This window comes from Microlunatus ginsengisoli, from assembly GCF_039537205.1.
Lineage (GTDB): Bacteria > Actinomycetota > Actinomycetes > Propionibacteriales > Propionibacteriaceae > Microlunatus > Microlunatus ginsengisoli.
In genome coordinates this window covers 222,988-243,488 of record NZ_BAABAB010000005.1, presented here as the reverse complement: position 1 = coordinate 243,488, position 20,501 = coordinate 222,988, and the positions used below count along the sequence as shown (strand labels likewise).

General features: G+C 70.9%; 16 protein-coding genes. 9 read left to right on the top strand and 7 right to left on the bottom strand.

Annotation, left to right across the window (positions count from 1 at the left end):
* Positions 1-44: 44 nt before the first annotated feature.
* Complete coding sequence (locus ABD747_RS03375) at positions 45-1,139, bottom strand: alcohol dehydrogenase catalytic domain-containing protein (protein ID WP_344801677.1); 1,095 nt, start codon at positions 1,137-1,139, stop codon at positions 45-47.
* A 122-nt stretch (positions 1,140-1,261) separates the two neighbouring features.
* Between ABD747_RS03375 and ABD747_RS03370 the strand changes: the two genes are divergently transcribed.
* Genes ABD747_RS03370 through ABD747_RS03350 form a run of 5 tightly spaced genes read left to right on the top strand, consistent with a single transcriptional unit; the run spans position 1,262 to position 6,728 of the window.
* Positions 1,262-2,272, top strand: coding sequence for a sugar-binding transcriptional regulator (locus tag ABD747_RS03370; RefSeq protein WP_344801676.1), 1,011 nt, complete (start codon positions 1,262-1,264; stop codon positions 2,270-2,272).
* A 52-nt stretch (positions 2,273-2,324) separates the two neighbouring features.
* Positions 2,325-3,158 carry a polyphosphate kinase 2 gene (gene ppk2, locus ABD747_RS03365; RefSeq protein ID WP_344801675.1) on the top strand — a complete coding sequence of 278 codons (834 nt, stop codon included), beginning with the start codon at positions 2,325-2,327 and terminating at the stop codon, positions 3,156-3,158.
* A 30-nt stretch (positions 3,159-3,188) separates the two neighbouring features.
* Positions 3,189-4,673 (top strand): mannitol dehydrogenase family protein, encoded by a 1,485-nt coding sequence (locus ABD747_RS03360; protein WP_344801674.1) that lies wholly within the window; start codon positions 3,189-3,191, stop codon positions 4,671-4,673.
* Positions 4,674-4,725: 52 nt separating this feature from the next.
* Positions 4,726-5,523 (top strand): endonuclease/exonuclease/phosphatase family protein, encoded by a 798-nt coding sequence (locus ABD747_RS03355; protein ID WP_344801673.1) that lies wholly within the window; start codon positions 4,726-4,728, stop codon positions 5,521-5,523.
* A 32-nt stretch (positions 5,524-5,555) separates the two neighbouring features.
* Entirely contained in the window at positions 5,556-6,728 is a 1,173-nt protein-coding gene (locus ABD747_RS03350; protein ID WP_344801672.1) for a serine/threonine-protein kinase, read from the top strand.
* 43 nt (positions 6,729-6,771) lie between these two features.
* On the opposite strand, the gene ABD747_RS03345 is transcribed toward ABD747_RS03350, so the two are convergent.
* The gene (locus tag ABD747_RS03345; protein WP_344801671.1) at positions 6,772-8,199 is read right to left on the bottom strand and encodes an MFS transporter; all 1,428 of its coding nucleotides are present in this window, start codon (positions 8,197-8,199) and stop codon (positions 6,772-6,774) included.
* An 82-nt stretch (positions 8,200-8,281) separates the two neighbouring features.
* Between ABD747_RS03345 and ABD747_RS03340 the strand changes: the two genes are divergently transcribed.
* Positions 8,282-8,548 carry a DUF3039 domain-containing protein gene (locus tag ABD747_RS03340; RefSeq protein WP_344801670.1) on the top strand — a complete coding sequence of 89 codons (267 nt, stop codon included), beginning with the start codon at positions 8,282-8,284 and terminating at the stop codon, positions 8,546-8,548.
* Between the two features lie 13 nt (positions 8,549-8,561).
* Here ABD747_RS03340 and ABD747_RS03335 read toward each other — a convergent pair whose 3' ends face one another.
* On the bottom strand, positions 8,562-9,563 hold the full coding sequence (locus tag ABD747_RS03335) for a stage II sporulation protein M (protein ID WP_344801669.1): 1,002 nt from the start codon (positions 9,561-9,563) through the stop codon (positions 8,562-8,564).
* A gap of 71 nt (positions 9,564-9,634) precedes the next feature.
* Here ABD747_RS03335 and ABD747_RS03330 point away from each other — a divergent pair, with 71 nt between their 5' ends.
* From ABD747_RS03330 to ABD747_RS03320, 3 genes are all read left to right on the top strand, one after another.
* Positions 9,635-10,423, top strand: a complete 789-nt coding sequence (locus ABD747_RS03330; RefSeq protein WP_344801668.1) for an RDD family protein — start codon at positions 9,635-9,637, stop codon at positions 10,421-10,423.
* 3 nt (positions 10,424-10,426) lie between these two features.
* Positions 10,427-10,945, top strand: coding sequence for a SixA phosphatase family protein (locus tag ABD747_RS03325; protein ID WP_344801667.1), 519 nt, complete (start codon positions 10,427-10,429; stop codon positions 10,943-10,945).
* Between the two features lie 161 nt (positions 10,946-11,106).
* A complete protein-coding gene (locus ABD747_RS03320) occupies positions 11,107-11,967 on the top strand; it encodes a DUF559 domain-containing protein (RefSeq protein WP_344801666.1) in 861 nt (286 codons plus the stop codon).
* A gap of 72 nt (positions 11,968-12,039) precedes the next feature.
* On the opposite strand, the gene ABD747_RS03315 is transcribed toward ABD747_RS03320, so the two are convergent.
* The 4 genes from ABD747_RS03315 to ABD747_RS03300 form a co-directional block, all read right to left on the bottom strand.
* On the bottom strand, positions 12,040-12,993 hold the full coding sequence (locus ABD747_RS03315) for a zinc-binding metallopeptidase family protein (protein ID WP_344801665.1): 954 nt from the start codon (positions 12,991-12,993) through the stop codon (positions 12,040-12,042).
* A 217-nt stretch (positions 12,994-13,210) separates the two neighbouring features.
* Entirely contained in the window at positions 13,211-14,083 is an 873-nt protein-coding gene (locus tag ABD747_RS03310) for a transglutaminase family protein (RefSeq protein ID WP_344801664.1), read from the bottom strand.
* Between the two features lie 20 nt (positions 14,084-14,103).
* Positions 14,104-16,749: a circularly permuted type 2 ATP-grasp protein gene (locus ABD747_RS03305; RefSeq protein ID WP_344801663.1), complete on the bottom strand. Its 2,646-nt coding sequence runs from the start codon at positions 16,747-16,749 to the stop codon at positions 14,104-14,106.
* Positions 16,750-16,915: 166 nt separating this feature from the next.
* Complete coding sequence (locus ABD747_RS03300; protein WP_344801662.1) at positions 16,916-20,206, bottom strand: transglutaminase family protein; 3,291 nt, start codon at positions 20,204-20,206, stop codon at positions 16,916-16,918.
* Between the last annotated feature and the right edge of the window lie 295 nt (positions 20,207-20,501).

Below are 20,501 nucleotides of genomic sequence, written 5' to 3'. Positions count from 1 at the left end.
AGCGCATCTCCTGGGGGCAGAGAGGGGTGGATCAGCGGTGTCGATCAGGGGATCAGCGATACCTTGACCGACTCCTTCCCGCTCGCGACCAAGTCCAAACCCTTCTGGAACTCCGCGAGCGGTAGTTGATGGGTGCAGATCTTGTCCATCGGGAGCAGTTGGGACTCGAGCATGCGGATCGCGGCCGGCCACGTGTGCGGACCGAGATGGGCACCGAGGACGTCGAGCTCCTTGTCGTCGGAGATGATCGACCAGTCCACGCTAACGTCGCTGCCGAACACGCTGTACTCGACGTAGGTGCCGAGTTTGCGCAGGATGTTCAGCCCCTGGGCGACCGCCGACGGGTGGCCCGTGCCCTCGAGATAGACGTCCGCGCCGTAGCCGCCCGTCATGTCCTTGACGGCTGCGACGGCATCTTCCTCTCCGATGTTGATCGCGACATCGGCGCCGCACTCCAGCGCCAGCTTCAGCTTGTCCGGGGCCATGTCGAGGGCAACGATCTTGGCCGGGTACTTCGCCCGCGAGCCGGCGATCATGCCGAGGCCGATCGGGCCGCAACCGGCGACCACGACCACGTCGTCGAAGGTCATGTTCGCCCGCTCCACCGCGTGCAGCGCGCACGACAGCGGCTCGACGAACGCGGCATGCGCGGGCGGCAGGTCCGGGCTGATCTTGTGGACCAGCGCGTCGCCGGAATAGATCATGTAGCTCGCCATCGCACCCGGCGTCCGGCGCTTGAAGCCGTACAGGTCGTGCGGGGCGCACATGTGGTATTGACCGCGCAAGCAATAGCGACACTTCCAGCAGGGCACGATCTGCTCGCTTGTCACCCGGTCACCGACGGCCACTCCCCAGCGCTCGGCGGCCTGGTCGTCCAGCTGAACAATCGTGCCGACGAACTCGTGACCGGGGATCACTTCGGTCTCGGCCCAAGCGGGCCGGTTGGCGTCGCCCCAGAACTTCGCCGCGCCGTGGTAGCACTTCAGGTCGCTGGCGCAGATACCGACGGCCTCGACCTTCACCAATGCCTCCCCGGCAGCGGGCTCGGGCACCGGAACCTCTTCGAGCACGTAGTTCTCGGGTCCGTGACAGATCACGGCCTGCATGGTGTCGGGAACCCCGGCGGGAGCAGTGGACATCTTTGCGCCTCCAAACAAAGGTAGTGTTCGCTCGTACCCTATCCGGGCCAGTGACATGCGTCCAGAACGTCTGTTCAGCTACGATCTCTGGTGAACAGACGTTCTGAGAGGGGCGGACAGGCATGGACGACACGTCGTCGCGCGCCATCAGCGACTCCAAGGCCACCGACGCCGGTGGACCGTGGACGCCGTCAGTGCTGTTCGCCGCCGCCAAGATGTACTACGAGGACGACGCTACCCAGGCCGAGATCGCCGCCCGGATCGGTGTCAGCCGCCCGACCGTGTCCAGGCTGCTGTCGGAGGCGCGGCGCCAGGGCATCGTCAAGATCACGGTGATCGAGCCGGCCCACGAGGCGGAGGACGAGCTCCGCCGCCGGGTGGAGGGCGTGCTGAACCTGCGCCGCGTGTATCTCACCGTGCCACTGCCGGTCGAGGTGCCCGGCGGCAACGAGGAGTATCTGGGCAAGGCGCTCGGCCCGGCGGTCGGACGGGCGCTGATCGACGCCGGCCTGGGCCACGGCGACGCCCTGCTGGTCTCCTCCGGCCGCACCCTGTACGAGGTGGCCAGGACGCGACTGCCTCAGTTCCCCGGCGTGGTGGTCGCGCCGGCCATCGGCGGTATCGACCAGCCGGAGGACTGGTACCAGACGAACGAGATCACCCGGCTGTTCGCGGCCGGCATCGCCGGCCGGGCGCAATACCTGTTCGCACCGGCCCTGCCCGGTCCCAGCCTGCACCGCACCCTGCGCCGGGACCCTACGATCCAGCGCGTGCTGCGACTGTGGCCGCAGGCCCGGGTGGTGCTGACCGGAGTCGGTGCCGCACCGATGCTGCGAGCCCAGGTGCCCCAGTACGCCCCGACCGGCGGGGACCTCCTGTGGGAGGCGGTGGGCGACGTCTGCGGACGGTTCTTCGATCGCGCCGGCAGCCCGGTGGACTTTCCGGGCAGCGATCGGCTGATCGCCCTCGAGCTGGCAGACCTCCGCGAGCTTCCGGTGGTGGTCGCCGTGGCCGCCGGGCTGGACAAGGTGACGCCGATCATCGTCGGCGCCCGGGCCGGATACTTCAACCAGCTCGTCACCGATCCGTTGACCGCGGAACAGATCCTGGCCCGCGCCGCAGAGGGGAGCTGACGACGCGGTAGGGGTCGTGACGCGCTCCGATCGCAGGTGGGAAGGTTGCTCTGTGGCGAAACACAAGCACAAGGGCGACAAGGCAGGCGCGGTCGAATCCACCGAACCGCAGCCGAAGCTGAAGACCAAGGCGTACGAGGCCGAGATGGAGCGGCTGCAGGGTGAGCTGGTCGCGATGCAGGAGTGGGTGAAAGCCACCGGCGCGAAGGTGCTCATCGTGTTCGAGGGTCGAGACACGGCCGGCAAGGGCGGCACGATCAAGCGGATCACCGAGCGGGTCAGCCCGCGGGTCTTCCGGATCGCGGCGTTGCCCGCGCCGACGCCCAAGGAACAGTCGCAGATGTACATCCAGCGCTACGTATCGCACTTCCCGTCGGCCGGCGAGGTGGTGATCTTCGACCGCAGCTGGTACAACCGGGCCGGTGTCGAGCCCGTGATGGGCTTCTGCACCCCCGAGGAGTCGGCCGCCTTCTTGGAGGTGGTGCCGCTGCTCGAACGGCAGATCGTGCAGTCCGGCATCATCTTGATCAAGTACTGGCTGGAGGTGAGCCAGGACGAGCAGACCCGGCGGCTGAAGGGGCGGATCGACGACCCGCGCAAGACCTGGAAGCTCTCCGACATGGACCTGAAGTCGTACAGCAAGTGGTATGAGTACTCGCGGGCCCGGGACGCCATGTTCGCCAAGACCGACACCGACGAGTCGCCCTGGCATGTCGCGGTCAGCAACGACAAGAAGCGCGCCCGGCTGAACATCATCAGCCACCTGCTGTCCCAGATCCCGTACGAACCGCTACCGGAACGCACGGTGAAGCTGCCGCGGCGGCAGGCGAAGGGCAACTACGTCGAGCCCGAGCATCCGAAGCGCTACATCCCCACCCCCTACTGAGAGACCCCGTCCCCTACTGAGAGACCAGCGATGACCGCGCTCAGCGACGAGAACCTGCCCGAGATCGAGATCCCGACCCCGACTTACGATCGGTCCCGGCTGAGCCCGGGCATCGTGCACGTCGGCGTCGGCGGTTTCCACCGTGCACACCAGGCGATGTACGTCGACGCGTGGCTGAACTCCGGCGATCCCGACGCCTACGGCTGGGGCATCTGTGGCGTCGGGGTGCTTCCCCACGACGCCCGGATGCGGGACGTGCTGAAGGAGCAGGACGGGCTGTACACGCTGGTGCTGAAGGACGCCGACGGAAGCTGGGAGCCGCGGGTGATCGGCTCGATCACCGACTACCTGCTCGCGCCGGACGACCCCGAGGCCGTGATCGAGCAGATGGCGGCCGAGACGACCAGGATCGTCTCGCTGACCGTCACCGAGGGCGGCTACAACGTGCACCCGGTGACCGGCGAGTTCGACGCCGGCAACCCGGCGGTGCAGGCCGACCTGGAACCCGGAGCGACGCCGACGACGACGTTCGGCCTGGTGGTAGAGGCGCTGGCCCGGCGTCGGGACCGCGGGCTGGCGCCGTTCACCGTCATGTCCTGCGACAACATCCAGGGCAACGGGCACGTCGCGGCCAAGATGTTCACCGCGTTCGCCCGGCTGCGCGATCCGGAGCTGGGCGACTGGCTGGCGGGAGCCGTGCGCTTCCCGAACTCGATGGTCGACCGGATCACCCCGGGCACCACCGACGAGGACCGGGACGCAGTGGCCGAGCGGTTCGGGATCGCCGACGGCTGGCCGGTGGTCTGCGAGCCGTTCACCCAGTGGGTGCTGGAGGACGACTTCAGCCTGGGCCGGCCGGCGCTGGAGACGGTTGGCGTCCAGGTGGTGGACGACGTCACACCGTACGAGTTGATGAAGCTGCGGTTGCTGAACGCCAGCCACCAGGCGCTGTGCTATTTCGGCTACCTCGCGGGCTACCGGCTGGTGCACGACGTCGCCCAGGACCCGCTGTTCGCCCGGTTCCTGCTGGCCTACATGGAGCGCGAGGGTTCGCCCACCCTCGCTCCGGTGCCGGGCATCGACCTGGACGCGTACCGGCGTCAGCTGATCGAGCGGTTCTCCAACGCCCACGTCCGCGACACGGTCGCGCGGCTGTGCGCGGAGAGCTCCGACCGGATCCCGAAGTGGCTGCTGCCGGTGATCCGGGAGAATCTGGCGGCCGGCCGGGACGTCACGCTGGCCAGCGCGGTGGTGGCCAGCTGGGCGCGTTATGCCGACGCCGTGGACGAGGACGGCGAGCCGATCACCGTGGTCGACCGGCTGTCCGCGACCCTCACCGAACGGGCCCGGCGCCAACGCGAAGACCCGCTGGCCTTCGTCCGTGACCGGGAGCTGTTCGGCGACCTGATCGACCACGAGCCGTTCGTCAGCGCCTATCTCGGCACCCTCGGCTCCCTGTACGAGCGCGGTTCGCGGGCGACGCTGGAGCGCCTGATGGGCGCCGATGCCCGCTGAGCCGGGCGCGCCCGCCGTGCCGGTCGACCCGCCCGCCCCGGACGGGGGCTGAATGCGGCTGGCGACGTACAACATCCTGCACGGTCGCTGCCCGGCCGACGGGGTCGTCGATCCCGACCGGTTCGCCACGGCGGTGGCCGCGCTGGACGCCGACGTGCTCGGCCTGCAGGAGGTGGATGGCGCCCAGCCGCGCACCCGTGGCATCGACTTCACCGCCGTGGCGGCGGAGGCGATGGGATCGGTCGCCCAGCTGTATGCACCGGCGCTGGTCGGCACCCCGGGCGGGCTGTGGGTGCCGGCGCTGGAGTCCGGCGCCGGCCGGCCGACGTTCGGAATCGCGCTGCTGTCGCGGTATCCGGTGACCCGGTGGGAGGTACGTCGGCTGCCCTGGATCGGCGCCGGCTTCCCACTCCGGTTGCCCGGCCCCCGGCCGGCCGGCGCCGACAGCGGACGGGAAACCCGGCGCGGCATCATGATCCGCGAGGAGCCGCGGCTGGCGATCGTCGCCCACCTGGAGACACCCCGCGGTCCACGGGTGGTGGTGAACACGCACCTGACCTACCTGCCCGGCTGGGGCCGGCGCCAGCTCCGCCGGCTGCGTGCCGACCTGGCCGAGATCGACGCCCCGCTGGCCCTGATGGGCGACCTCAACATGTTCGGCAACCAGCCCGCGGCCATCACCGGCTACCGCAGCCTGGCCGCCCACAAGACGTTCCCGGCGGGCACCCCCCGGGTCCAGCTGGACCACATCCTGGTCCGCGGCGAGTGGGGCGACGTCACCGCGAGCCGGGCCGTCCGGCTGGACGTGTCCGATCACCGCGCGCTGGTCGTCGACGTGGCTGACACGTGACCGGTGACCTGGGCGAGAATGGCGCTCACCCCATGGAGACCATCGGCCGCTATCGCCTCGTCCGCCGCCTCGGCGCGGGATCGTTCGCGACCGTCTGGCTCGGGCACGACGACGATCTGGACGTCCCGGTCGCGGTCAAGGTGCTGGCCGAGAACTGGGCGGACAACGCCGACGTCAGGAACCGCTTTCTGGGCGAGGCCCGGATCCTGCGCCGGATTCGGGACCCGCGGCTGGTCGCGGTGTACGACATCGGCGCGCTGCCGGACGGCCGGCCGTACTTCGTCATGGACTTCGTCAACAGCGGGTCGCTGGACGACCTGCGACGCAGCGGCGTGCCGCCGGTGGTGGCGCTGCGGCTGTGCGCGCAGGGCTGCCGGGCGATCGACGTGCTGCACGCCAACCAGGTGCTGCACCGCGACGTGACGCCGGGCAACCTGCTGATCCAGCGTTCCGCCGGCGCTCCCCCGCTGGTCGTGCTGGCCGACCTCGGCGTGGCCAAGGCGATGGCGGAGGCGGGCGAGGTGACCATGACCGCCGGCACCCCCGCGTACATGGCGCCGGAGCAGGCGGCCGGCGGCGCACTCGATCGGCGGGTGGACGTCTATTCGCTGACCGCGGTCACCTACGCGATGCTCAGCGGCAAGCCGCCGTTCCCGGTCCGCACCGTGGCCGACATCATCGGCCGGGATCCCGCCCTCGACCCGCCGGCCCTGGCGGCCCGGGTCGGCGCGCCGGCGAGCCTGGACACGGTGCTCGCGGCCGGGCTGGCCTTCCGGGTGGACCGGCGACCGCCGACAGCACTCATCCTCGCCGACGCCCTGGACGTGGTGGCCGCCGAGATGGAACGGACGCAGGGTGCAGCGGACTGGTCGCCGCCGCCGTCCGCGACGTCGACCATGCTGAGCCCGGCGGCCACCTCGATCCGTCAGCCGCCTCCGCCGGTGCCGACCCCGCCGGTGAGGCAGGCGCCGGCGGAACCCGGGTTCGCTCCCGGTCCGGCTGTTGACGCGCCCGTCGGAAGCCGCCCGCCGCTGACGTCACCCGCATCAGCGACACCGGCATCATCGGCGACGGCAGCACCGGCGACGGCAGCACCGGCACCGAAAGGACGGTCCCGAGCGGCCTTCGCGGCCCTCGTCGCGATCGCCTGCGCGGCGCTGTTCGCCCTGTCGCTGTTCGTGACGATCCTGATCCTGGAGCGCTGACCAGCACCCGGGCGCCGGCCGCGGCGGGTATCGCCCGGGCCGCTCAGGACGTACCGGACCGGATCTCGCCGATCCGGAGCGACGCCAGCACGGACAGGCACGCCACCGCGGACATGCCGCCCAGCAGGACGCCGAAGGTGAGTGGCAGGTTGCCGGTCGGGTGCAGCGCGGCGAAGACCGTGCCGGCAAGACCGACGAAGATGCCGGAGCCGAGCGCGTCGAACAGGTTCAGGGAGGACGCGTTGCGGCCCTGCTCCCCCTCGGCGGACAGCGACATCACCGCGACCGACGTACTGGAGATGGCGAGACCCATGCCGAGCCCGCTGAAGATCCAGCCCAGGCCGACGACCCCGAACCACAGGTCGGGCAGGGCGGCGGTGGCCGCGACAACGGCCAGCCCGAGGGCGACTGATGCGCAGCCGAGCGTGATCAACCGGTCGCGGCGCACCCGGAGCCAGGTCTGGGACTGCAGCCAGGAGCCCGTGGTCCAGCCCACCGCGCCGACCGTCAGCGCGGCGCCGGCGATCACCAGCGCGATGCCGCGTTCCTCGACCAGCATCAGCGGGATGAACGCCTCGCCGCCGAAGAAGGCTCCGGGGAGAAGCCCGCGGACGAGAATGACCGCGGACAGCCCCCGGCGCATCCGCATGAAGCCGGGGGGCATCAGCCGGGGCAGCCCGACCAGCAGCAACGCGATGCCGACCGCCACCAGGACGAGCGCGATCCAGTCGAGCCGCTGCCCGGCGGCTTGCAGCGCCGCGGCGCCGATCGCCACCAGTCCGGCGGCCAGCATCGACTGCGGCTTGCCCGATGTCGCCGGCGGCTCGTGACCGCGCATCATCGGGATCAGCGACGGCGTGATCATCGCCGCGCCGACGACGACCAGCGGGAGGACGGCGAAGAAGACCCAGTGCCAGCTGAGGTTGTGCGTCAGCCAGGCCGCGATGGGCGGCCCGACGAAGGACGGCACCACCCACGCCGTGGAGATGTAGGTGAACACACGCGGCCGCAGCCTCGGCTCGAACACCTTCGCCACCGCGACGAAGATCGCCACGTTGATGACACCGCTGCCCAGTCCCTGGACGAGCCGACCGCCGATCAGCTGGACCATGTGCAGCGAGGTTCCGGACAGCACCAGGCCGGCACTGAAGACGACCAGGCCCACCAGCAGTGGCTTGGCCGGCCCGATCCGGTCGCTGACCCGGCCGGCGACGACCGTGGCGACCAGCATGCCGATCAGGAACAGGGAGAACGACCAGGCGTAGTACGGCAACCCGTTCAGGTCCTGGGCCGCGATCGGCATCGCCGTCGCGACCGCAATCGCCTCGAAGGCGATCGCCACCACGGTGACGCAGATGCCGACGATCAGCCGACGCTGGGAGACCCCGGTGGCGGGCGCGGCGGGGCGGTCGGTGGCGGCAGGCGAGGTCATCGGGGACCAGTCCACCACCTCCAGCCCGGTTGAGGTCAACCGGGAAACGGTCCGCGTGCCCGCCGCCACCGGCGTACGTGAACGGATTGCCGGAGCGGCCGGCGTGTCTAGACTGAGCCTCGTGAGCCAGCAGACAGCGCCGGGAGCCAAGACGATCGTCGATGAGCGCACCGAGACCCGCCCTGATTATCGGGTCGAGGAGGGTGACCACGAGCGGTTCTCCCACTACGTGCCGCGGGACAAGCTCACCGAGGCGATGGTGATGGGTACGCCGGTGGTGGCGCTGTGCGGAAAGGTATGGGTGCCGAGCCGCGATCCGGAGCGGTTCCCCGTCTGCCCCGAGTGCAAGGAGATCTGGGAGAGCCTGCCGCAGGGCGGCGACGACTGACCCCGGCCCGGGCTCAGGCCGCTTCCTGGGGCACTGTCGCCTCCAGCTCGTCGGCCTCGAGATCGCCGGTGACGCCGGCCCGGGCCGCGCGGCGGCCGAGCGTGAAGACGTAGGTCAAGAAGGCGAGCCAGACGACGGCGCCGATCGCCAGCCGATCCTGGGCGGGCAGCCGTGAGGGGGTGACGAACCCCTCGACCAGGCCCGAGACCAGCAACCAGACGCCGAGGCCGAGTGCGATCGCCCCGGCCGCCCGGCCCTCCGCAGCCAGCGCACTCGCCCGGGTGCGCGGACCGGGGGCGATCCAGCTCCAGCCGAGCCGCAAACCCGCTCCCGCCGCGACGAACACGATCGTCAGCTCCAGCATCCCGTGCGGCAGCAGCAGGCCGTAGAAGACGTCCGCCCGGCCCGCGCCGATCATGAATCCCGCGATCGCGCCGACATTGGCCATGTTGATCCAGAGCACGACGACCACCGGCACGATCAGCACCCCGAGGACGAGACAGGTCGCGGTCACCCGCGCGTTGTTCAACCAGACCTGGAGGGCGAAGTCCGCGGCCGGGTTGTTGCTGTAGTACGCGGCGAAGTCGTGCTCCACCAGTTGCTGAGCCTGGTCCGCCGGCAGCAGGGACTCCGCCAGCCCCGGCACGGTGATCACCCGCCAGGCGACCAGGGCCGCGAGCGCGACCGACACGATCCCCACCGTGATCCACCACCAGCGCGCTCGATAGACCGCAGCCGGGAACGTGGTGGTGAAGAACCGTCCGACGGTCTGCCAGACGGGCACGTTCACGCCGGTGATGGCGGAGCGCGCCGCGGCGACCAGCGCCGACAGCCGCGCCTCGAGCACCGGGTCCGCGGCGGTGCTGCGGACCACCGACAGCTGGGTCGACACCCGGGGATACAGCTCGACCAGCTCGTCCACCTCGGCGCCGGTCATCGCCCGCCGCTTCGAGGTCAGCTCGGCCAACCGGTCCCACTGACCGGCGTGCCGGAGGACGTACGCGTCGAGGTCCACCCGCGACAGCCTAGATCCCGCGGCGTCCGGTGGCCTGGGCAGCGCACCCGGGCGCCGGTAGTCTGCGCGGGGTGAGCCAGCTGGTGACGGGCGACGCCGTCCTGCTCGACCTCCGCCCGGCGCGGGTGCCGACCCGGATGCTCAGCGCCATGATCGACGTCGCGCTGATCGCCGGTGCGAGCTATCTGTGGAACTACGTGGTGACCAGGGTCGGCGGTTCGCCGGCCCGCCAGCAGGCGGTCAGCCTGATCGGCGTCCTGGTGATCATGTTCGGCTACCTGATCGCGATGGAGACGCTCACCCGCGGACGTACGGTCGGGGCGTACGCCCTGGGCCTGCGTGCCGTCCGCGACGACGGTGGCGCGGTTCGGTTCCGGCAGGCGCTGATGCGTGGTCTCACCTTCTGGGCGGTCGACTTCGCGATCTGGACCGGATTCTGCGGCGGGTTGATCTGCGCCGCGGTCAACGCCCAGGGCAAGCGGTTCGGCGATCTGCTGGCGGGCACCATCGTGATCCGGACCCGGGCGCCGCGGGGGCCGGCGGCGCTGCCACCGATGCCCGCCGACCTGGTGCCGTGGGCGGCGTCCCTGGAGCTCAGCCGGCTCTCCGACGAGCTGGTCACCGCCAGCCGCCATCTCGTCCAGCGCTTCAGCCGGCTCTCCGCCTATCCACGTGCGCAGCTCAGCGGCGACCTCGCGCGCCAGGTGGCGGCCAGGACTGCCCCGCTGCCGCCACGGCCGCTGGACCCGGAGGTGTTCCTCGCCGCCGTGATCGTCGAACGCCGGCGCCGCGAGACGGAGCGCCTGCGGGCCCGGCAGTGGGTGCCCACGGCCGCCGAACTGCCGAAGGGATGGCGATAGCCGATGGCGCCGACCGGTGAGCGACGCACCCTGGTCCTGCTCCGGCACGCCAAGTCGTCCTGGGACGATCCGGACCTGGACGACCACGAGCGGCCGTTGGCCGAACGCGGCCGGCGGGACGCGACCCAGGTCGGCACCCTGATGGCCGAGCGGCGGATCCGTCCCGACCTGGTCCTCTGCTCCACCGCCGAGCGCACCCGGCAGACCTGGAAGCGCGCAGAACGGGCCGGCGCCCGCGCGGTCGAGGTCCGCTTCGACGATCGGGTCTACGAGGCGTCGTCCTATGGGCTGTTGCGCCTCGTGCAGAGCGTGCCGGACGAGGTGCGGAGCCTGCTGGTGCTCGGGCATGGCCCCGGTCTCCCCGATCTCGCCGACCGGCTGAGCATCGAGTCCACCTCGGAGGCGGCTCGGCGAATGCGCATGAAGTTCCCGACCAGCGGCCTGGCGCTGTTCGCGGTGACCGTGCCGTGGGCCCAGCTCCGCGAGGCGTCCCTGCTCGACTTCGTGGTCCCCCGCGGCTGACGCGAAACCGCCGCTCGAACCGCATTTCGGGCCGGTCCGGCGCCGATTCCGGGTTCGAGCGGTGGAAACGCGTCATCCACAGCTCCGAGCCCCTCGGAAGCGTCATCCACAGAATTCTGCGCGAGCGGCACGACGGGGCAGTCGCTCCGCAACGTACAGACATGAGACCCGATGCGAGGATCGCCGAGCTCTTGTCGCAGCAGGGGGTGATCCTGCGGCGTGAGCATCCGGACCTGGCCAGTTCGTTGCAGCGTCGGGTGCACGCGGGAGAACTGGTGAGCATCCTCCCCGGGGTCTACACGATCCCCCAGCTGGCCCGGGACCAGCGCACCCTGGTGGCGGGATTGGCGCGGGCCCACCCCGAGACGATCGTGACGGGTGCGACAGCCGCCCGGTTGAGCTACTGGCCCGAGGCACCGATGCGGGCGGTGTCGGCCACGATCGGCCGCGACCGGGCGCCCAGGCAGGGGTTCTGCTGGGAGCGCCGGACCATCCCGCCCGAGCTGGTCATGGTTCGCGGTGAAATCAGGATGACGACGCCGTCGCTCACCGCACTCGACCTGTCCGACCTGGAACGCACCGAGGCCCTGGACGTAGCGCTGCGCAAGCGGGTCGTCACGGTGGAAAGCCTGCGCCATGCGCTGGAGCTGACCGCGTATCGGCGCGGGAACGTGGGCCGGTGGGCCGTGGTCATCGACTCGCGCACTGGCGGGTGGTCCTATCCCGAGAGAGTCGGCCACCGCCTGCTGCGCCGAGCAGGAATCGGCGGCTGGGACGCGAACCTGCCGTTCCAGGTCGCCGGTGGAGAGCTGTACTACATCGACATCGCCTTCCGGCGGCGGATGCTGGCGATCGAGATCGACGGTCGCATCCATGCGACCGACCTCCAGGTGTTCGAGTCCGACCGGTGGCGGCAGAACGATCTCGTCGCGGCGGGCTGGACGGTCTACCGCTTCACCTATGCCATGGTGATGAACCACCCGGAGATGTTCGTCCGCACGATCCGTCAGGCGCTCCGGTGACGCGATTCTGCCGCTCGAACGGCATGTCGGGCGATTCTCGGGCCGAATCCAGGTTCGAGCGGCAGAAACGCATCACGCGCCGCGGACGGCGCGGGAGACGAAGTCGAGCTTGTCGATCACGGGTTGCGTCAGCAGGAACGGATAGAGCTCCCCCTTGCCGAGGCTCTTGTTGATCTGGTTGAGCGCGGCGCTCACCGGCAGCCACTGCTGGGCGATCACCTCGGCGAACGGGCGGCCCGGATCCACCGCGCCCGCGCCGAGTCCGAACTCGGCGGCCGTCTGCAGCGTGTCGGTGATGTGCAGGAAGTGGGCAAAGGTCTCCGCGAAGTCCTCCAAGGGGTGCATCGCGGCGTAGCCACTGATCATGTCGGCCGGCCAGCTGCTGCCCGGGCCGTCGCTGTAGTGCTCGTCCAGGGCCTCCGCATACGATCTGGTCTCGTCGCCGAACAGCGCGCGGAACTCCTCGCCGCGGCCGGCGGTGAGCACCAGCAGCTCGCAGTAGTAGTGCCCGATCTCGTGCCGGAAGTGGCCGAGCACCGTCCGGTAGGGCTCGGCCATGCTCACCCGGAGCTGCTCGCGATGCGCATCCTGGGTCTCGGCGAGATCGAAGGTGATGACCCCGTTCAGGTAGCCGGTGGTGACCGGGGTACGCGCGCTGGACAGCAGGTCGAACGCCAGCCCGGTGAAGCCGTCGGTGACCACCACCGGCAGCCCGAGCTCGTCGAGTGAGAAGACCAGCCAGCGCTTGGCCTCCTCGGCCACGTAGTAGTCGGCCAGCCCGGCCAGGTCGGCGTCGGCCGGACGGGTCCGGGTGAGCCGGCAGCTGAGGCAAAAGCCGCTGTCGGAAGCCGGGTCGGCGAGCCAGTTGCACCCGTTCAGGTCGAGGTTGGCGCACATGTCGCGGCCCTCAGCGAGCGCGATGGTCCCCGCGTCGCGGTCGTAGGCCACCGCCGAACCGCAGCTGACGCAGACGGAGTTCTCGAAGTAGAGCCGAGCATGGCACTGGGGACAGCTGAAGGCGCGCATCGGACCAGCCTGTCAGGTGGCGGCGCCGACGCACAGCCGCCCTTCGACAGGCTCAGGGCACGAGCGGACGGCACGCACTGAAGTAGCGCCGAAGCTGCGCCGTCTCGGAGTGCAGGAGCGTTCGGTGAAACACGCTCTTTTCGTTTCACCGAACGCGACGAACGACGAGACCAAAGGCGCAGCGAGCGCGGAGCGAGGGCTTGCCCGAGCGAAGCAATCAGATCCGCGCCATGTCGACGCCGACCTTCATCTTCGACTTCTTCGACTCGGTGAAGATGACGCCCTTCACCGGCGGCACGTCGCTGTAGTCGCGGCCCCACGCCACGGTCGCATGGGACACGTCGGTGAGCCGGTTGTTGGTCGGGTCGAGATAGAGCCAGCCGGCACCGGGGACCCAGACCCCGACCCAGGCGTGGCTGGCGTCAGCGCCGACCACCCGCTCCTTGCCCGGCGGCGGCACCGTGGCGAGATAGCCGCTGACGTAGCGACCGGCCAGCCCGAGGCTGCGCAGGCAGGCCACCGTGAAGTGCGCATAGTCCTGGCAGACCCCCATCATCCGCTCCAACAGGTCGCTGACCCGGGTCGAGATGGTGGTCGAGCCGGACTTGTAGGTGAAGTCGGCGTACACCCGGTGCATCAGCTCGATCGCCGCGTCGCCGATCGGTCGGCCCGGCGTGAAGCTCTCCAGTGCGTACTGCCGCGCGCCGTCCGGGACGTCCACCATGGGCGAACCGAAGGTGAAGTCGGTGGCCTTCCACGAGTCCGGGGCGTCGACCGCGAGCGACGGGCGGGCCGACTCCCACGGCAGCGCCAGCCGATCCGGATCGAGGACCCGGTCGGAGATGTCGACCGTCGAGATGCCGGTGATCACCAGCTGGGTGTGAGGGGTGAGCACGTGGAAATAGGTCTTGGTGTTGCCGTATACGTCGGTATGCCGGAACAGATCCGACGGCTCCGGCGTGATCACCACCTCGTGGTCCAGGCACTTCTGCCAGTCCAGGTCGCGCGGCCGGAGGTGGAACTCGCCGTAGCTGCCGGTGACCTCCGACGAATAGCTGTACGTCGTCGTGTGCTCGATCCGGTATCTCACGGGCACTCCAGCTGGCCCGCTCACGCCGAGGCCTCGTTCGTCCAGGACTGCCACATCGTCTGCTGCGGCGGCGGCGGCTGTTGGTAGGTCTGCCGGATCGTGTCGGACAGCTCGCGCAGCCGAGCCTGCAGGTCGGCCAGGAACTCCTCCAGCGCCACCCGCCTGCCGCCGGTCCCCATGGCGAGCTCGGACAGGTCGGCCTCGGCCAGCCGGTGCCCGATCTCGGCCACCAGGTCCATCGCCCGATGCGCGCCGGTGCCGGGCATGGCCTCCAGGTCGGCCAGCACCCGCTTCAGCTGGTAGGCCACCGACCGCGGATTGAACTGGTCGAGCACGAGCAGTTCGGTCAGCGGCTCGATCCCGGTCAGCCCGCGGTAGCGGCGACGGAACGTGACGATCGACTCGGTCGCGGTCAGCACGGCCTCCATCACCAGACGCTCGGTGTCGGCGTCCCGCTCGGCGCAGACCGTCACCCGGAGCAGCGCGAGCACCTGCTGCGCTCGCTCCAGCCCCCGGCCGGAGTCGAGCATGTACCAGCCCGGATCGCGGACCATGTTCTCGCTGACGATCCCGGCCAGCGCGAGCAGGCCCGACAGCACCCGCTCGGCCGCGTCGGTCAGCTGCAGGCCCTGGTCGTACGGGTTGGCCGACAGCGCAGCCAGCGCGCGGTCGATGTCGGCCAGCACCATCCAGACGTCCTCCGACAGCTGGTCGCGTACGCCCTGCGCCGCCCGGGACAGCGAGCCGATCGCCTGTGCCGCGGTGCCGGTGCGGTGCCGCTCCAGCAGCATCGCGCGGAGCTCGGGCATCATCGTCACGGTCTGGTCCAGGAAGCCCGGGTAGGCGGTGCTGACGTGGGTGATCGCCTGCAGCAGCACGCTCAGCGCGCGGCCCTGGGTGATGTCGAGATCGGTCTCCAGCGACACGCTCCGGGTGGCCAGGATGAGCCGGAGCAGGTCCTCGGCGCGCTCGGCATAACGGCCGAACCAGAACAGGTCGGACAGCACCCGCGGCACCATCGCCGCCGACGGCGGGGCGGCGTGGGCGAGGATCGGCTCCCCGATCTGGCGCAGCCGCATGCTGGCCCGGCGCTGCTCGATCGGCGTCGGGCTGACGATCCAGACGTCCTTGGACAGCCCGCCGTCCGGTGCGGTGACCAGCACCCCGATCGCCTTGTCGTGATCGGTCGAAACCCGTCCCAGTCCACCGAACATCGCCGTATACGAGTCGCCGTTGCGAACCGTGAACGACCGCAGCACGACGCTGCGCCGGACCAGCCTGTCGTGCTCCGACGTCGGTGCCGCGGACAGGGGCAGCACCTCCTGGCCGACGTAGGAGTGGGGTCGGGCGCGGAGCCGGGCCACCAGGCGCTCCTTCTGCGCCGCCGTCAGCGCGCCGCCGCGGACGCTGCGGCCGTGGCCGCGGCTGACCGGCCGCACCACCAGCTCGTCGAGGTGGGCGACGACGTGGTCCAGGCTCAACGGGTCGCCGCACCACCAGGTGTCGACCGAGGCCAGCTTCAGATCCTCACCGAGCAGCCGCCGGCACAACTCCGGCAGCAACGGCATCAGCGCCGGGTTCTCCAGCAGCCCCGAGCCGAGCGGGTTGACCACGCTGACCGTGCCCTGCCGGACGCACTCGGTCAGCCCGGCGACGCCGAGCCGCGAGCCGGCCCGCAGCTCCAGCGGGTCGCACCAGAACGAGTCGACCCGACGCAGGATCACGTCGACCTGCTCCAGCTTGCCGAGCACGCGCATCCAGACCCGGCCCTCGCGCACCGTCAGGTCGCTGCCCTCGATCAGCGGGAAGCCGAGCAGCGAGGCGAGAAACGCCTGGTCGAACGCGGTCTCGGAGTGCGTACCGGGGCTGAGCACGACCACCCGAGGGTTCTCGGCCTGGCGTGGGGCCGCGTTCAGCGCGGCCATCCGCATCGTCTGGAAGAACGGGGTCAGCCGGTGCAGATGGGCCGACTGGTAGATGTCCGGCATCACCCGGGAGACGACCCGGCGGTTGGCCATCGCGTAGCCGGCGCCGGAGGGCGCCTGGGTCCGGTCCGAGATCGCCTTCCAGCGCCCGTCGGCGTCCCGGCCGAGGTCGACCGCGACCATGAACAGCGGCTGCCGGACCGCGGCGTCCATGCCGACCAGCGGACGCAGGTACTCGGGGTGGTCGAAGATCGCCGACGCCGGGATGTGCCGGCCGGACAGCAGCCGCTGGACGCCGTACAGGTCGGTGAGGACGGCGTCGAGCAGCTCGGTGCGCTGCACCAGGGCCGGTTCGAGCGCGGCCCACTCGCGGTCGTCGAAGACCAGCGGAAGCGGGTCGAGCTGCCAGTTGCGGGCGCTGGCCAGCGGCTGGGTCGGCGCGGTCTCGATCAGCGCGGCATCGTCGGCGATCGAGACCGACGACATCGGGCTCGGGATGTAGGTCACCCCGTCGTCCTCGAGCAGCCGGGCCACCTCGCGCTGGGCGCCGATCAGGTTGGTCTCGGTGAACTCGTCGAGCCGGCCCATCAGCGGAACCCAGCCTCGGCGGACCGAACCGTCGGGGGCGGCGAACTCGTCGAACACCGGCCCGTCGGTGTCCCGGCGCGCCGGACCGTCCGGCGGCAGCTCCAGCTCGTCGAGCTGGCTGGCGCCGGCGAGGTAGCGACCCAGGACGGTCAACGCGTGTCCGCCCCCGCCGCGCCCGGCCCGCGCCCGCGCCCGCGCCCGGAAAACTGTGCCGTTGTTGCGGCGACACGCCGTACGGAACTGCGACAGCTGCACAGTTTCGGGGAGGACGACGAGTGCAGCACCGACGGTCTCCGGCAGCAGAGGATCGGCGAAGGCGTCACGAGCGACCCCAGCCCCTCGGCAGCCGGCGGCGCAGGTCGAGCGTCAGCGGGTAGTCGTCGCCGCCGTAGCGGCGCCAGGCTGCCTGCGAGCCGAGCGCGTCGATGTCGATCACCCCGGTAGTGTGCCCCATCGCCTCGAACCGGCGTGCCCGCCGGGCCTCGGCCTCCTTGGCATTGACCGGCGGATGATCGTACGAACGCCCGCCCGGGTGCACCACGTGGTACGTCGCACCGCCCAGCGAGACCGCGGCCCCGACGTCGATCAGCTCGAACGTCAGCGGGCTGTCGATCTCCAGCGTCGGGTGCAGCGCGGACCACGGTTTCCAGGCCCGGAACCGGACCCCGGCGACGTACTCCCCGGGGGTGCCGGTCGGCTGCAGCGGCACCGCGACGCCGTTGCAGGTGACCAGGTGCCGGCCGGGCACCAGCCCGACCACGCGGATCTGGACCCGCTCGGTGGAGGAGTCGACGTAGCGGGCGGTGCCGCCGGCCGACGCCTCCTCGCCGAGCACGTGCCAGGGCTCGATCGCAGTGCGCAGCTCCAGCAGCACGTTGTCGACGTGCACCGCTCCGATCCGCGGGAACCGGAACTCCAGGTACGGATCGAGCCAGCTCAGGTCGAAGCCGATGTCGTGGGCGCGAAGGTCGGCCACCATAGCGGCGGCATCGGCGGCGCAGTAGTACGGCAGCAGGAACCGCTCGTGCAGCGCGGTCCCCCAGCGCACCAGCGGTGCGGAGAACGGGTCCTCGGCGAAGCGCAGCAGCAGCGCGCGCACCAGCAGGGCCTGGACCAGCGCCATCTCCGGGTGCGGCGGCATCTCGAACCCGCGCAGCTCCACCAGACCGAGCCTGCCGCGCATCGAGTCCGGGCTGTACAGCTTGTCGATGCAGAACTCGGCCCGGTGGGTGTTGCCGGTGATGTCGGTCAGCAGGTGCCGCAGCGCCCGGTCCACGATCCAGGGCCGGTGGTCGGTGTCGGGCAGCTTCGCGATCTCGGCGAACGCGATCTCGAGCTCGTACAGGGTCTCGGGCCGGCCCTCGTCTACCCGCGGCGCCTGGCTGGTCGGGCCGATGAAGCGGCCCGAGAACAGGTACGACAGCGACGGGTGGTGCTGCCAGTAGCCGACCATGCTGGTGAGCAGCTCCGGGCGGCGCAGCATCGGCGAGGTCTTGGGCTCGGCCCCGCCGAGGGTGATGTGGTTGCCGCCGCCGGTGCCGCTGTGCCGGCCGTCCACGGCGAACGTCTCGGTGCCGAGCCGGTTCCGGCGGGCGCGGTCGTAGAGCTCGGTGGTGACCTCGGCCAGCTCGTCCCAGCTCGACGTCGGCTGCAGGTTCACCTCGATCACGCCCGGGTCGGGCGTGACCATCAGCGTCCGCAGTCGCGGGTCGTTCGGCGGCGCGTAGCCCTCCAGGATGACCGGGGTCGCGGTGTTCGCGGCGGCGCGCTCGAGCAGCCGGGCCAGCTGGCAGAACTGCTCCAGCTTCTCCAGCGGCGGCAGGAAGACGTGCACGAACCCGTCCCGGGCCTGGACCACCAGCGCGGTCCGGCCGGGTGACTCGTCCGGGTCGACCACGACCGCGGACAGCACCGCGTCGGGCAGCCCGTCGGCGAGCCGCGCGTGCACGCTCTCCTCACCGGCGTACTCCGGGTCCTTCCAGCCCACCGCAGACAGCGGAAGCCGCTGGCCCGCCGGCGAGTCGCCCGGGATCAGCACCAGCCGGCCGCGACGCGTTCGCCATGCGGGGCTGGCCCAGCCGTCGCCCCACCAGGCCGGGATCAGCGGCAGCGCCCATGCCACCGGTTGCTCGGTGGCGTCCAGCGCCGCCACCAGCTCCGTGCCGGGGTCGGGCTCGTCGGCCCTCGGCCCCTCCGGCCGGGACAGCTCGCCGGCCAGCACCGATAGCGGGTCCTCGTAACACGGGATGCACTGCGACGCCGGCAGGCCGAACGCGGCAACCACCGCCTCCGCGTACGCCTTCGCCTGGGCCTCGGCGTCCGGCAGTGCCTGGCCGCGGTCGAACGGGTCGGCGCAAAGCGCCGGGTCGCGCCACAGCGGCTCGCGGTCGGTGCGCCAGTGCAGCCCGATCTGCCAGCGCGGCAGCGGCTCGCCCGGATACCACTTGCCCTGGCTGCGCTGGACCAGCCCGCCGCTGGCGAAGCGCTCGGCGAGCGCGCCCGACAGCCGGTTGGCGAGCTCGCGCTTGTGCGGACCATCGGCTGCCACCGTCCACTCGGCCGAGGTCATGTCGTCGACCGAGACGAAGGTGGGCTCGCCGCCCATGGTGAGCTGGATGCCCTGGGCGACCAGCCGGCGATCGACCTCTCGGCCGAGCTCGTGCAGGTGGCCGACCTGCTGCGGGGTGTACGGCTTGGTGACCCGCGGGTCCTCGTGCACCCGAGTCACGGTGTTGGCGAAGTCGAACGTCACCTCGCACGGGTCGGTTTGACCGGCGATCGGCGCCGCGTGCGCCGGGTGCGGCGTGGCGGCCAGCGGGATGTGGCCCTCGCCCGCGAACAGGGCCGAGGTCGGGTCGAGGCCGACCCAGCCGGCACCGGGAATGAAGACCTCGGCCCAGGCGTGCAGGTCGGTGAAGTCCTCGGTCGGGCCGGACGGCCCGTCCAGCGACTCGGTGTCGGACGCGAGCTGGACCAGGTAGCCGGAGACGAACCGGGCGGCCAGCCCGAAGTCCCGCAGCGCCGCCACCAGCAGCCAGGCCGAGTCGCGACAGGAGCCGATGGCCCGGGTCAGGGTCTGGTCGGGCGTCTGCACGCCCGGCTCCATCCGGACCGAGTAGGCCACGTCGGAATAGATCTTGGTGTTCAGCTGGACCAGGAAGTCGATGGTGGAGATCTCGTCGGCGACGGTGATGCCGGCCAGCCAATCGGTCAGAGCCGGCCCCAGCCCGGCCCCGGGAGTGTCCTCGACCGGTGCGAGATACGGCTCCAGGTCGGCCCCCAGCGCCGGCGGATAGCGGAACGGGAAGCTCTCGGCGTACTCCTCGATGAAGAAGTCGAACGGGTTGATCACGCCCATGTCGGCGACCAGGCCGACGGTGACCTCGAGCTCCCTGGCCTTGGTCGGGAACACCAGCCGGGCCAGGTAGTTGCCGAACGGGTCCTGCTGCCAGTTGACGAAGTGGTCGGCCGGGCTGACCGTCAGCGAGTACGACTCGATCGGCGTCCGGGTGTGCGGCGCCGGCCGGAGCCGGACGATGTGCGGCCCGATACCGACCGAGCGATCGAAGCGGTACGTCGTGCGGTGCTCCAGCGAGACCTTGATACCCACGCGCAGAGCCTGTCAGATCGACGTTACGGAGGCGAGACGTGTGTCGCCCTCAGTGGTGGTCACCCGCCGCGCGGTCCATCGCTCATGTTCCTGATCGGCTCGAGCGGAGGCGCGGCGTTGGCGCGCAAAATCCACCCGCGGCGGGAAAGTCGGGGCCGATTCGGGCCGAAATGCCCCCACAATCCCCGCCGCGGCCGGAATCTGCGCGACCGAGTGGCGGGGTGGCAACACGCGGGCGCGGCCGGGGCGGCCGCGACCGGGGGTAGTGGTCCTGCCCGGAGCTCCGGTCGCAAAA

What these genes read in the sequence shown, in the direction of transcription:
- ABD747_RS03370 (WP_344801676.1), top strand. Translation starts at nt 1,262, where the DNA reads ATGGACGACACGTCGTCGCGCGCCATCAGCGACTCCAAGGCCACCGAC.
- ABD747_RS03315 (WP_344801665.1), bottom strand. Translation starts at nt 12,993, where the DNA reads ATGCGCGCCTTCAGCTGTCCCCAGTGCCATGCTCGGCTCTACTTCGAG.
- ABD747_RS03325 (WP_344801667.1), top strand. Translation starts at nt 10,427, where the DNA reads ATGGCGCCGACCGGTGAGCGACGCACCCTGGTCCTGCTCCGGCACGCC.
- ABD747_RS03350 (WP_344801672.1), top strand. Translation starts at nt 5,556, where the DNA reads ATGGAGACCATCGGCCGCTATCGCCTCGTCCGCCGCCTCGGCGCGGGA.
- ABD747_RS03320 (WP_344801666.1), top strand. Translation starts at nt 11,107, where the DNA reads ATGAGACCCGATGCGAGGATCGCCGAGCTCTTGTCGCAGCAGGGGGTG.
- ABD747_RS03375 (WP_344801677.1), bottom strand. Translation starts at nt 1,139, where the DNA reads ATGTCCACTGCTCCCGCCGGGGTTCCCGACACCATGCAGGCCGTGATC.
- ABD747_RS03355 (WP_344801673.1), top strand. Translation starts at nt 4,726, where the DNA reads ATGCGGCTGGCGACGTACAACATCCTGCACGGTCGCTGCCCGGCCGAC.
- ABD747_RS03360 (WP_344801674.1), top strand. Translation starts at nt 3,189, where the DNA reads ATGACCGCGCTCAGCGACGAGAACCTGCCCGAGATCGAGATCCCGACC.